Origin of the sequence: Streptomyces morookaense, from assembly GCF_013030945.1 — a bacterium.
Taxonomy (GTDB): Bacteria; Actinomycetota; Actinomycetes; order Streptomycetales; family Streptomycetaceae; genus Streptomyces; species Streptomyces morookaensis.
The window spans coordinates 1-11,857 of the sequence record NZ_JABBXF010000050.1 but is presented as its reverse complement, the minus strand read 5'-3'; the positions used below and the strand labels follow the sequence as shown (position 1 = coordinate 11,857).

Sequence of the window (11,857 nt, the reverse complement as noted above, 5' to 3'; positions counted from 1 at the left end):
AACCCCGCTGCCACTGCCGCGCCCAACAAAACAAAAGCAAGATCATGAAAATGCCTTGGAAACGAAGACGCCAGCCCGCAGCGAAACCTTCAAAACAGCCTGTGCCGGCCCAGGACCCGACACACAACACACAGACGGGCCTCTGGAGACAGCACGCGCTGTCACACGCCCATCCCCCCGACGCATCCGGGTTGCCCGGCAGAACACGAAGGCCGTCCGAGCGGGCCCTGGACACCCAGGCCGGCCGCTTCCTCCACTACCGGAAGGGCACGGCCTGGCTGCCGGGCAGGAGAGCCGCATCAAGGCGTCCTGAACAATGCCATCCCCACACACTGGCTGAGCCTGCAGTGATGCAATCACACAATGCCAGGCCCCCGGATGCCGGACACCCGAAGCCGGACTGCCGGAACAGCAAGCCACGGCGCGGGCGAGGACCGAGGCACGCCACCACCGCCGCAAACACGCACAAGCCACGTGGTGATGCGCCGACCGGTGTCAGGGATACCGACCGGGAGACTCCCCTACGGTTGCCCCGTGCGCCGGAGACTACCGGCCCGTCCCATAGCGGAGTCCGTCGAGAATGAGATCGAGGAGCCGGCCGGCCCGGTCGCGCTGGGCGGGGGTGCCGGTGACCTGGGCGACACCGGTGAGACTGAGACCGACATCGAGAGGGTCGATGCCCGACCGCAGAAGGCCGGCTTCGGCCCCGGCATGCAGCAGGGAATCGATCGCGGTACCCAGCTTCTCCAGGGTCTCCGCGAAAGGGTCCGCGCCGGACGCGACCGCGGCACGCAAGGCATCCGCCATGCCCTGCTTGGCAGCCAGATAGTCGATGAACCTGTCCATCCACAGCCGCATCGCCCGATCCGGCGGGAACTCGCCCAGCAGTTCCGCAGCACTGTCGCAAACGCGGGCCAGCTCATTGCGGTAGGCCGCCTCGACCAACGCCTCACGCGTAGGGAAGTGGCGGTAGAGGGTAGCCGAACCCACCCCCGCAGCCTTGGCGATCGCGTCGAACGCAACGTCCGGTCCCTGCTCGGCGAAGGCACGGACGGCCGTTTCGAGGATGCGCTCCCGATTGCGGCGGGCGTCGGCCCGCAGCGGACCCGGGCTGCTCGTCACAAGCTGCTCCTTTCGTCAGGTCATCAGTCTACCTGGACAACCGGGGAGTCCCCCGGTTATCGTCGAGCGTCAACCGGGGAGTTCCCCGGTTAGCTGTCGCCGACTACGCCCTGATGGAGAGAACCCTTGATGACCAGCGAAAAGACCGTCCTGATCACCGGCACGTCCTCCGGTATCGGCCTGGCTGCCGCCCTCGGTGCCGCCCGCGCCGGCTGGACCGTCATCGCCACCATGCGGGACACCGGCAAGGCCGGGGTCCTGCTCAGGGCCGCCGACGAGAACGGCGTCGCCGACCGCGTCCAGGTCAAGCGACTGGACGTGGTCGACCCCGAGAGCGTGACCGCCTGCCTGCAAGAGGTGATCGCCGAGCACGGCCGCCTCGACGCGCTGGTCAACAACGCCGGCGCCGCCGGGGTGGGAACCATCGAGCAGAGCAGCCTCGACGACGTCCGCGCCACCATGGAGGTCAACTTCTTCGGCGTGGTGACCACCACCCGGGCCGCCCTCCCCCACCTGCGGGCCTCCGGAGGCAGAATCATCACCGTCAGCAGCGTCGGCGGTGTCGTCGGCCAGCCCTTCAACGAGGCATACTGCGCAGCCAAGTTCGCCGTCGAAGGCTTCATGGAATCCCTCGCCCCCGTCGCCGCCACCGTGGGCGTCGGCGTCACCGTGGTCGAGCCGGGCGCGGTGGCGAGCGAGTTCGTCGCCAACCTCGGCCTGGACATCCCCGCCCTGCTCGCCGAGGCCGGGCCCTACGCCCCGGCCCTCCAGGCTTACCTCTCCCGCACCCAGGACTCGTTCGCCAACGCCCAGTCCCCGGCCGAGGCCGCCGCCCCGATCATCGCAGCCCTGACCGACGAGCGGCCGCCCTTCCGGATCCAGACCTCGCCGTGGGCCCGGGAATTCAGCGCAACCAAGCTCGCCGACCTCGACGGCTCCGCCGTCCAGGACCTCACCCGAGCCTGGGTCCGCTGAACAACTCCGCAGGACCGAACAGAGACCCGGTCAGGTGATCGTCAGGCAACCGGCGCATGGCAGCAGGGCCTCCTGTCCAGTGATTGCCTTGCACACGCGTACGGGAACGCGCCCGACCATGGTGAGCGGGGTCCAGGTCCGCGTCGCGATGCCCACGCCCGGATGGCTGGAGGACAGAGGCGGGCAGCCGGAGGCATACGGCAGGATGCCTGCGCCGGGGCCCAGAACTCCTCACGCCATGCCCGATACGTCTCACACGCTCTCAGCACTTGGGCCCGTCGCGTATGCCAACGGCGGCGCGATCGCCCGTACGTCCGCCTGTTCCGCCACCCACAGTCCGATGAACAGCGCGGCGGTCGCCTCCAGCAGTCCGGCGCGTTCCAGCCCGCCTGCGGCCACCGGCTCGCAGCCCACATCCCGCACCAGCTCGTGCACCCTGGTGAGCGCCGCCTCGTCGTCCCCGCAGACCGGAACTGCGAGGGGCCGGCCGTCGAAGACCGGCGGGGTCATCCGCCACACGTCCTCGTGACAGAGGTTGAACGCCTTGACGACCTGCGCACCCGGTGCCGCCGCGGCAAGTCGGGCCGCCGACGAGGGGCCGCCTTCCGTCAGCAGCCGGAAGCCGGGCCCGACCGGGTTGGCACAGTCGAGCAGGACTTTCCCGCTCAGCGCCGCGTGGAGCTCCTTGACGACGTCCGCCCCCGCGCCGTACGGCAGCGCGGCCAGCACCACCTCGCCGAAGCGCGCCGCCGCGTGCAGACTCCCGTGGCCCGTACCGCCCCGGATGTGTGTCGCAAGCCGTTGGGCCTTCCGCTCGTCCCGGCCTCCGACGAACACCTCATGCCCGGCCCGCACCCAGTGCGTGGCCAGCGCATCCGCCATGTTCCCCGTCCCCAGCACACCGATCTTCATCGATCCACCCTCTCCGCGCTTGCTTCAACAGCTTCCGGGACGACAGTAGGAAACCCGTCAGGCACCATTTGGTACGTGACGACCGACGCCTACCTCGCCGACTGCCGAGCCCGCCTCGCCTTCGACCTTCTCTCCAACACCTGGAACGCCGTGCTGCTCTGGGTCCTGCGGGACGGTCCCGCGCGGCCCGGCGAACTCCGCGAGCGCATCGGCGGCATCAGCCCCAAGGTCCTGACCGAGACGCTGCGGCGGCTGGAGTTCAACGGTCTGGTGGAACGGCACGCCTTTGCCGAGGCTCCGCCCCGCGTCGAGTACGAACTCACCGCACTGGGAAGGACCCTGCTCGGCCCGATCGACGCCTTCGGCGCCTGGGCCTTCGAGCACGGTGATGAGGTCATGGCTGCCCAGGACCGAAACAGCAGGTGAGTTTCAGACCGCGACCCGCGCTCCCACACCTCTTCATGCGGCGCCCGGGCCGGCCGCGTTTGCCCCGATGCCCGCGCCGCGTCACCGGCCATACCCTCGGCCGATCAGTGCACGGTGGTCAAGAACAGCAGCATCGGCGCAGGCACCGGCGTCCGGATGACGATGAGTCCCCAGGGCCCGTCGGTGGACTTCTACGACTGGGTCGACGGCAGCCGGATCACACGCCTGGGCACTCTCGACCGCGCCCGTCCCAAGCTCCCCGACTCCGCCGGCATCTACGAGGAAATCGTGGAGCCGAACAGCTGGGCCCCGCAACTGAAGTCGAAGACACAGGGCGGCCCCACCGGGTACGCATTCCTCGACTTCGGCAAGATGCCCAAGGGCTGCCCGCTGTACTGACCCAGCGTGCGCCACGTCATCCATCCCCGCTCCCGACCGGAGCCGTACAGGGATACCCCATCGCACCGCGTGCGCCGCTGGAGAGGGCCCGGATCCGTCTGGATGCGGGCCCTCTCCAGCGCTGAGGCCGGCCTCTGAGCGGCGAAGCCGACGTTGCCGCTCCTCGACCTGCCCAGCCTGAAGCGGAAGGCGCCCACAGCCATTGATGGTCGCTCTTATTTTTCGCTAAGAACCTTCGCCTAACGTCTCGTTCATGATGACGCAACGTGGTGCAGTCGGATCTGTTGTCCTCACGGCTGTCGCCCTGACGGCCGGGGCCGGGGTCGTCGCCGCGGCTCCCGCCCCCGCCAAGGCCGCCGCCTCCGTGTCCCACGGCAAGGTGACGGACAATCTGTACATGTCGCTCGGCGATTTCGAGGATGCCGTGTCCGGCGAGAACCCGAAGATCAAGGCCATGATCGACCGTTCGGACATCGGCGGCGTGCAGGTGGTGGTGCCGTGGAAGGCCCTCGAGGGGAAGAAGGGGGAGTACAAGTGGTCGCGGCTGGACAATGCCCTGAAGTATCTCCAGGAACGTCACAAGAATCTGTTCGTCCAGGTCCAGGACCGGTTCTTCGACGTCGCCATGAAGGACGCCAACATCCCCCAGTATGTGAAGGACGAGGGCGGGGTCGCGCCGACGATCGATGAGAACCCTGACAACCCCACCACCCACGGGGCCATGGCCGCCCAGTGGAACAAGGATGTGCGGGCGGACTTCCAGGCCATGCTGAAGGCGATGGCGCGGAAGTTCGACGGAAAGCTCGCCGGGGTGAACCTTCCGGAGACCGCGGTCGAGGTGGACACCAAGACGGATCGGACCAAGTACACCTCGAAGTCCTACATCGATGCCGAGATCGACAACATGCGATACGGCAAGAAGGTCTTCACCAAGACCCAGTTCATCCAGTACATCAACTTCCTGCCGGATGACGACGACCACAAGCGCATGAAGGAGATGTTCGACCTCGCCAGGGCCAAGAAGATCGGCATCGGCGGACCGGACACCCTGCCGGACCGGAAGTACCAGATGGAGAACTCCTACAAGTTCCTCCACGAATACAAGAACGCCCTTCCCCTCGTCGCCATGGCCGTCCAGGAACCCGACATCAACGCCAAGGATCCCAAGACCGGCAAGCCCTTCACCCGCGACCGGTTCACGGACTTCGCCCACGACTACCTCGGTGCGCGCCAGATGTTCTGGACCACCGAAGCAGACTGGCTGCAGAAGCCCGCGACATGACACGTGCACGAGTGCGGCTCCTCGAACCCGTGTGAGTGAGTGAGCGAGCGCTCCCGGGGTGGCACACAGACTCACGATGTGATCACCCCATGGTCAGCGGGAGTTGTGCAGCAGAGTCGCTCCCGGACTCGAAACAGCCCCGGCCGCCCTCCTTCGTGGAGCGCGGCCGGGGCCCGCTGCGGAACGGGCCGGCACCCAAGGTTCCGGCAGGCGGGAGCCATGCCGTACACAACAGGGCTTATGGCACACCGCTGTTCGGTCAGTACGCCGTGTCAGAGGGCTCGTTGAGCCAGCCGGAGCAGCCCTGGCAACCGGGCCCGGACGATCTGCCCTTCACCACCCATCTGACCAACCCTCACAGCGACCGGCACCCCGGGTTCAACGACGTCGACCAGATCATCAAGCTGTCCGTGATCTGGACCAAGACCCACCCGGCCGACCCCCGCAGCGACGCCCTGGCCGACGAAGTCGCCGCCGGGACCAAGGCCGTCGTGCTGCACGTCGCCCAAACCGCCCAGGCCCCGGTACAGCGGGGATCCATGTCCCGCCCGCCGCTCCCCAACCGTTCAGGAAGTCGGCCAGGGCGCGGCGCTGTTCTTCCTCACAGGCGATCCGCCGCGCGAGCAGGGCCGCATGACGGAGACGTCGTTCTGCTCGATCCCGGGTCGGTAGTCACCACGCGCTATCGCCCTCGCGGGACGGCCATCCCGTCGCCCTGGCCCGACGCAACAAGCTGAGGAGAGCAACAGTCCGACGGGACTTGTGGAGAGCCCGGTGCTCGGCCAACGGGCAGGCCGGTTTCGGGAGGGCGGCATGGAGAAACGGGCCGGGAGGAACCCGGCACCGCGCTCCATGCCGACCCCACCGGCACATCGGCGCCGTGTGCGGCAGGACGCGCTGAACGCCGTCCGGGTCGCCGGCCTCGGGTCATCTTCGTCCTGTCCGGAGCCGACCGCGTCCACTGGCACCGCAAGCGAGAATACTGGCGCATGCTCGCCGAACGTGCCCCCGACGGGGCGGCCACGCGGTCGGCCGGTCATGTCCGCTGGTGCAGCGGTACTCGGACGGTCCTTACTGAGGGCACGTTCCGCCGGGGTGGAGGCCCACGAAATCGAGGGTGCCCTGACCAGCCCCGCAGACGAAGCCGCCGATCGAGCCGGCGGGGGCCGCCTGGGCGGATGCAGCGGGGACGACCACTGCCAGTACGGTGAGGACGGTACCCGCTGCCAGCGCGAGGACGGTTCGGCGAGCGCGACTCATGGAGACTCCTCCGATTCGATGCGGTGAGGTTGCAGCAAGCCTTCCCGCTCGCGGCTCAAGGTTGCTCGCGGGAGCAAGGCGCAGCGAGGGACGCGAGGGCGCACGGGGCTGCCTGCGCGCTCTGATGGTGTGGCCATGTCCGCCTCGGGCAGGGGCCCTTCACGTGTGGCTCAGCCGCATGCCCAGGCCCCGCACCCGGTAGATGCGGCGGTCGTCCACCCAGAGCCAGCCGTCGGCCAGGGCGTGTCGTCCTTGCTCGTCCTCGTGTGCCTCGACGACGTCGATGCCGACGGTGATCATTTCGTCGGTGGGCACGACCTGGCCCCGGTACCGCCAGGTGAACTCCCGGCCCGTCAGGGGTTCCAGGGCGCCGTGGGCGACAGCGGATGTGGGAGCGGACTGCAGCAGGTGGAACTGGAGCAGTTGGGCCATGGCCTCCACACCCAGCGAACCGGGCTGGACCGGGTCCATGAAGAAGTGCGCCGTGAAGAACCAGGCGTTGGGATCGACCCGTTTCTCGGCCCGCAGCCGGGCCCGGCCCGCCGGGCCTCCGTCCGGCCAGTACCCCGTGACGCGGTCCAGCATCCGCAGCATGGGCCCGGGCAACCGCGCGCCGCTCTGAGGACGTTGGGCAGTGAGGTCGGCGACCGTGTCACAGAGCCCGGTCCACCGCGCGTGCTCGTCCGCGTCGGCGGGAATGCCGGCCTGCCGGTCGAGCGCGGTCTGCGGGAAGAACCCGAACGACGAGGTCGCGGACAGCAGAGGCCGTCCGTCGGCTGTGCACTCGATGTCGAAGGAGACGATCGAAGCGTCCCCGTGCCGGACGACGCCGGACAGCTCTGCCCGGGTGCGCACGGTCCTCGTCCCCGGCCGCACCTGATCGTGCAGCCGGGCGGTGCCGTCGAGGTTGCGGAAGACGAGCCGGGGGCCGGTGACGATGGCGGGGTCGGCGGTACGGACGGCGAGCCAGCCGCACGGCTGGAGCGCGACTTCCATCAGCACTGCCCAGGGCATGACGGCGGTGCCGTTCTGCTCGAAGTACCAGACCTCCGGCGGCACGTCGTACTCGGCGACGATCGCGCCGCCGGGCCGCGGGTCGCCGGGGGCCGCGTCGAGGGACGTGATCCGGCTCATGAAGTGGTAGGGCGGGCCGGGCAGCCGGATCACGGTGGCCGCCCGGTCCATGGCGGCGGCCCACGGCCCGAAGGCCTGGCTGGGGCGCCCCCAGGCGCAGGCGAGCAGCGAGGGGTAGCCGAGGACGAAGCCGTTCTCGGTGGCTGCCGGCCGCGGCTCGCGGTGACCCACCAGGCCGCCCAGGGCGCGGGGTTCGACACGGGTTCCGGTCGTCTGGTCCCGGTGCGGGCCCAGAGTCCGCCAGTGGTCCAGCGGGGCGTCCCGCGCCAGCCGCATCGCGAGGTTCGTGCCGTGGAAGGCGTGGACGCCGTCCACGCTCACCATGACCTCCGCGTGCAGCACGGGCTCCGGACCGGTGGTCAGGCCGCCGACGACGATCTCGTAGACCACACGCCGGCAGGCCGGGGTCGCCTGGCTGCGGCAGCGGAACCGGCCGGTGAGGCCGGGTACGGGCTCGAAGCGGGCGCCGTCGCGGTCGATGGTCAGCCCGAGCGCGGCCAGGTGGAAGGCCATCGCCTGCTGGGCGCCGTGGCTCATCAACGTACCCGGCAGGACCGGGTCGTTCTTGAAGTGGCCCTCGAAGTACCAGCCGTCGGGGCTCAGCCGGAACTCGGCACGCAGATAGCCGCGGCCGAGCGGGCCACCGGCCGGTTCGAAGGCGGTGACCTCGTCGATCAGCAGCAGGCGCCCGCCGTCGATGCGGGGCGTGCGGAGGTGGGCACGGGTGAGGTCCCATCCGGGCCCGAAACAGTCGTACGGCCTGCCGTCGGCGAAGGCCCGTACGGCGGCGGTGTCGAAGGCGCGGGCGGTGGCCGGTGGTGCGACCGGTTCGAAGGGCAGGTCCGGGGACAGGGCCGCGCCGGGGGTCCATTGGATGCCCTCGGCCGCGGCGAGTTCGGCGTCGGTGAAGAATCCCGCCTGACCGTTGCGGACGCTGACGATGTGCTCGTCGCCTGCGTAGCAGTCGGAGTGGAAGAAGAAGAGCCGCGTTCCCCGGTGCTCGGCATGGCCGTCGACATGGATCTCGTAGCGCAGGGTCCGTCCCACGCCGGGCGCGGAGCCGTGGTAGACGGCCTCGCAGCCCAGGAGCCGGTAGACGCGTTCGCCGCGGTTGAGGAGGTCGACGCCGAGCCAGCCGATGAGCAGCAGGTCGGCCTGGCCGGCCTCGATCAGGAGGGCGCCGGGGACCCGTCCGGTGTGGTCGAGGAACCAGGAGTCGGGCTGCAGGTCGGTCTCTGTCCAGATGGTGCCCGTGCCCATGGAGGCCGGTTCCGCGTCGATTCCGGTGACGCGGTCCACCAGCAGCAGGGGTGGCCCGGGGAGCCGGGTCTGGCGCCGGTAGCCGTCCTGGGCGGCGAACAGCGGACCGAGCAGTTCGGAGACCGGGCCCTCGGCCAGCCGTTCCAGCTGCGCACGGTCGAACTTGGGGCCGGGCAGCACGGGTTGACCTGGTGGGAGTCCGTCCGTCGCGCGGGGCGGGGTGCCGTGGATCGGTCGCTGCCCCCTCAGGAACCGCTGGTGCAGAGTGGTCAGCCCCGTCAGGTACTGCCGGTGCAGGTCGGTGACGCGGGCGTGGTGAAGCGCCAGGGACGCGGTACCGGACTGCGTGGGTGGGTCGCCGGACGGCACGGGAGGTGGTGGCCCGGCGGTCCGGCGGCCGTTCGTGGGCGCCCCGCGGAGCGGCGGGGGCAGGTCGGGGGCGGGGCGCATCACGGTCGCGAGCCCGTCCGGTGCGGGCAGTCGCACGGCGGGAGGATGGGCCGGCAGGCACAGGACATGCTGCCCCACCGGCCCGGTGCCGTCCGCGTCACCCCTCCCGAGCAGGCGCAGCAGGGGTGCCGGGTCGCACAGCCCGGCCGCCGCCAGGCGTTCCGCCGACCGGCGCAGCCGGTGCAGGGCCCTGCCGCCGGGCTCGTCGAGTGCCACGGCCAGGTGCTCCCGCCCCTCGAGGATGCGGCCGATCCAGTCGGTGCACAGGGAGAGAGGCCCGTGCTCGACGAAGACCCGGATGCCGTCGGCATAGGCGCGCTCGATGACCGCCGGGAAGTCCACGGTCCTGGTGGCCTGTGCCGTGAGGGCGTCGGCGGCGCTCTCCTCGGTCGGCAGATAGGGCTCGGCGTTGTCGCCCCGGTAGAAGCGGACGCCCGGGACGGCCACGGTGGGGCGGCGGTGCAGCCGGTGCCATGCCTCCCGGACCGTCTCCAGCTCGGGGGCGTGGGCGGCGATGTCGTAGTCGAGCCGGACCGCCTGGTGGGGGAAGCGCTCGCGCACGAGGGCGGCGCAGGCGCTCTCCTCTCCGCCGACGACGCAGACGCCGGGGGCGTTGACCGCCATCACGTGCACGGCCGGCTGCGTGGCGACGGCCTCCCGGACCTGCTCCAGCGGTGCGGTGAGCAGGTAGTTGCGCCAGCGGCTCCCCGTGATGCCGCGGGCTCGCCAGGCGCGGCGGATCGCCCGGTACTCGCCCGTCACGTCGCGGGTGAACAGGTCGCCACGCCGGGCGTCCTCGGCCAGGGCGGCGGCGTCGGGCCAGGCTTCCAGGGCGATCAGTGCGGAGGTCTCGCCCGAGGAGTAACCGATGGCCGCGGCAGGCCGCAGGGCGAGCACGTACCGGGTGATGAGCGTGTGCAGGGCGGCGAGGCTCGTGGCGGCCCAGATCCGGCCGAGTACGCCCGTGTCGGCGAAGTCCTCCGGCAGCACGGAGCCTTTCCCGATGCCGCAGCGGCGCCCGACGGCCTCGGCGAGGTCCGGCAGGGCGAGGGTCAGCTCCCGGCCCATGTGTGGGTAGGCGGCGGAGCCGTTGGTGTAGACGAAGGCGACGCGGCCCTCGTTCCGGGTGGGTCCGGCGGTCGCGGGGGCGGCCCGGAGACGTACGCGGTGTTCGGGGCCCTCCATGACCGGGGCGACGACCTCCGCCGTGCGCGGCGGCGCTCCGCGATCGGCGAGCAGGCCCGGCCGGGGCCGGATGCCGTGGTGCAGGGCGATGACGGCGGTGGCGACGGCGAGCAGGCCCGCGGCGGCGTGCGGGGTGCCGAAGAGGGCCGAGTTGTCGCACCGGCCGGCTGTGTCGTCCGCGGGGTGGTCGGCCGGGTCGCCCGGGGGAACGGTGCTGACGCGCAGGTCCGGCGGGCCGTCGCCCGGCTCGTCGTGCAGCACGGCCAGGATCGTCTCCCCGGCCCGCTCCGCGTCCGGCAGGCGTTTGAGGACGAGGGCGACGGCTGCGTCCCCCGGCTCCCGGTCCACGCCGAGGTCCCGCAGGGCCGCCCGGTGCACGGGGTCGTGTGCAAGGTCGGCTGCTGCGACGAGCACCGCGTCCGCCTCGCCGGCGCGCAGGGCCCGGGCGGCCAGGGCGAGGGCGACGGTACCGGAACCCTCCTCGGCCGAGACGGTGAACCCCGGTCCGGTCAGGTCGAGTTGGCTGTTGATGCGGTTCGCGACGATGTTCATCATGGCCCCTGTCACGCACGCGGCGGTGCCGGCGGGGGTGATGGCGTCCTGGAGCGCGCCCGGCGGGCCGGGCGGCGGGGGAAGCCCGGCCCGTTGCCAGAGGTCGTCGACGCGCCGGCGCGCGACGTGCCGGCCCACCTGGGGGTCGACGCCGGCCCCGGCGATGACGGCCGTGCGGGGCGGCAGGGCCACGTCGCGGGCTGCTTCCCGCGCGGCGTCGAGGGCCAGCAGTTGCTGCGGCAGGCTCTCTTGCAGATCCCGTGGCGGGAAGCGCAGGCCCTCCAGCGTGAGGGCGACGCTGTCGCGCGGTTCCCTGCCGGGTCGCCCGAGGCCCAGCGCCAGGGTGAAGTCGTCTGTGTCGCCGTCCCGTCCGGTGCGCACGGCGAGCCCGGTCATGGCGATGGCTGCACGTCGGTGCGGGTGGGCCGCGGTGGGAGGCGGCGGGGGTGGTGCGGCGTGCGGGTCCCAGGCGTCGAGGACGAGGTGGGCGTTGGCGCCTCCGAAGCCGAACGCGCTGATCGCCGCCCGGCGCGGTCCGGTCCAGTCCTCGTGTTCCGTGACGAGCCGCAGGGACCCTTCCTCCAGGGTCGTGGGCGTACCGTCGTGCGGGGTCGCGGGCCGGACGCCCTCGGTCAGCGCGCCCACCGCTTTGAGCAGCGCGGCGGCGCCCGCCACGGTCAGCAGGTGACCGACGTTCGCCTTCACCGCCCCGACCGGCAGGCCGTGGTGGGCGGCGAAGACCCGGCCTGTCGCGCGGGCCTCGACGGCGTCGCCGACGGTCGTCCCCGTGGCGTGGCACTCCAGCAGCCCCACGGACTCCGGTGCCACGCCCGCCGAGGCGTAGGCGGCGCGCATGGCACGTTCCTGGCCCGCCGTGTCGGGGGCGACGAGTCCGCCGGC

The 11,857-nt window shown here is 71.2% G+C and carries 9 protein-coding genes; 5 read left to right on the top strand and 4 right to left on the bottom strand.

Translation table 11 applies throughout. The annotated features are described in order from the left end of the window. Positions 1–546: 546 nt before the first annotated feature. On the bottom strand, positions 547–1,122 hold the full coding sequence (locus tag HG542_RS21950) for a TetR/AcrR family transcriptional regulator (RefSeq protein ID WP_171084073.1): 576 nt from the start codon (positions 1,120–1,122) through the stop codon (positions 547–549). A gap of 129 nt (positions 1,123–1,251) precedes the next feature. Here HG542_RS21950 and HG542_RS21945 point away from each other — a divergent pair, with 129 nt between their 5' ends. Then, positions 1,252–2,097 carry an SDR family NAD(P)-dependent oxidoreductase gene (locus HG542_RS21945; RefSeq protein ID WP_171084071.1) on the top strand — a complete coding sequence of 282 codons (846 nt, stop codon included), beginning with the start codon at positions 1,252–1,254 and terminating at the stop codon, positions 2,095–2,097. A gap of 252 nt (positions 2,098–2,349) precedes the next feature. Here the strand turns inward: HG542_RS21945 and HG542_RS21940 are convergent, their stop codons facing one another. After that, positions 2,350–3,009 carry an NADPH-dependent F420 reductase gene (locus tag HG542_RS21940; protein WP_171084069.1) on the bottom strand — a complete coding sequence of 220 codons (660 nt, stop codon included), beginning with the start codon at positions 3,007–3,009 and terminating at the stop codon, positions 2,350–2,352. Between the two features lie 75 nt (positions 3,010–3,084). Here HG542_RS21940 and HG542_RS21935 point away from each other — a divergent pair, with 75 nt between their 5' ends. From HG542_RS21935 to HG542_RS21920, 4 genes are all read left to right on the top strand, one after another. Continuing rightward, complete coding sequence (locus HG542_RS21935) at positions 3,085–3,435, top strand: winged helix-turn-helix transcriptional regulator (protein WP_171084067.1); 351 nt, start codon at positions 3,085–3,087, stop codon at positions 3,433–3,435. A 114-nt stretch (positions 3,436–3,549) separates the two neighbouring features. Beyond that, positions 3,550–3,834: a hypothetical protein gene (locus HG542_RS21930; protein WP_171084066.1), complete on the top strand. Its 285-nt coding sequence runs from the start codon at positions 3,550–3,552 to the stop codon at positions 3,832–3,834. 253 nt (positions 3,835–4,087) lie between these two features. Next, the gene (locus HG542_RS21925; protein ID WP_229922782.1) at positions 4,088–5,116 is read left to right on the top strand and encodes a hypothetical protein; all 1,029 of its coding nucleotides are present in this window, start codon (positions 4,088–4,090) and stop codon (positions 5,114–5,116) included. Positions 5,117–5,400: 284 nt separating this feature from the next. Then, a complete protein-coding gene (locus HG542_RS21920) occupies positions 5,401–5,853 on the top strand; it encodes a hypothetical protein (RefSeq protein WP_171084063.1) in 453 nt (150 codons plus the stop codon). Between the two features lie 334 nt (positions 5,854–6,187). Here HG542_RS21920 and HG542_RS21915 read toward each other — a convergent pair whose 3' ends face one another. After that, positions 6,188–6,376 (bottom strand): hypothetical protein, encoded by a 189-nt coding sequence (locus HG542_RS21915; RefSeq protein WP_171084061.1) that lies wholly within the window; start codon positions 6,374–6,376, stop codon positions 6,188–6,190. 159 nt (positions 6,377–6,535) lie between these two features. Then, positions 6,536–11,857: beta-ketoacyl synthase N-terminal-like domain-containing protein (locus HG542_RS21910; RefSeq protein WP_171084059.1), on the bottom strand; the 5,322-nt coding region annotated here is incomplete at its 5' end.

Bases quoted from the DNA above. Each gene is read 5' to 3' on its own strand.
- HG542_RS21945 (WP_171084071.1), top strand. From the start codon at position 1,252: ATGACCAGCGAAAAGACCGTCCTGATCACCGGCACGTCCTCCGGTATC.
- HG542_RS21940 (WP_171084069.1), bottom strand. From the start codon at position 3,009: ATGAAGATCGGTGTGCTGGGGACGGGGAACATGGCGGATGCGCTGGCC.
- HG542_RS21925 (WP_229922782.1), top strand. From the start codon at position 4,088: ATGATGACGCAACGTGGTGCAGTCGGATCTGTTGTCCTCACGGCTGTC.
- HG542_RS21915 (WP_171084061.1), bottom strand. From the start codon at position 6,376: ATGAGTCGCGCTCGCCGAACCGTCCTCGCGCTGGCAGCGGGTACCGTC.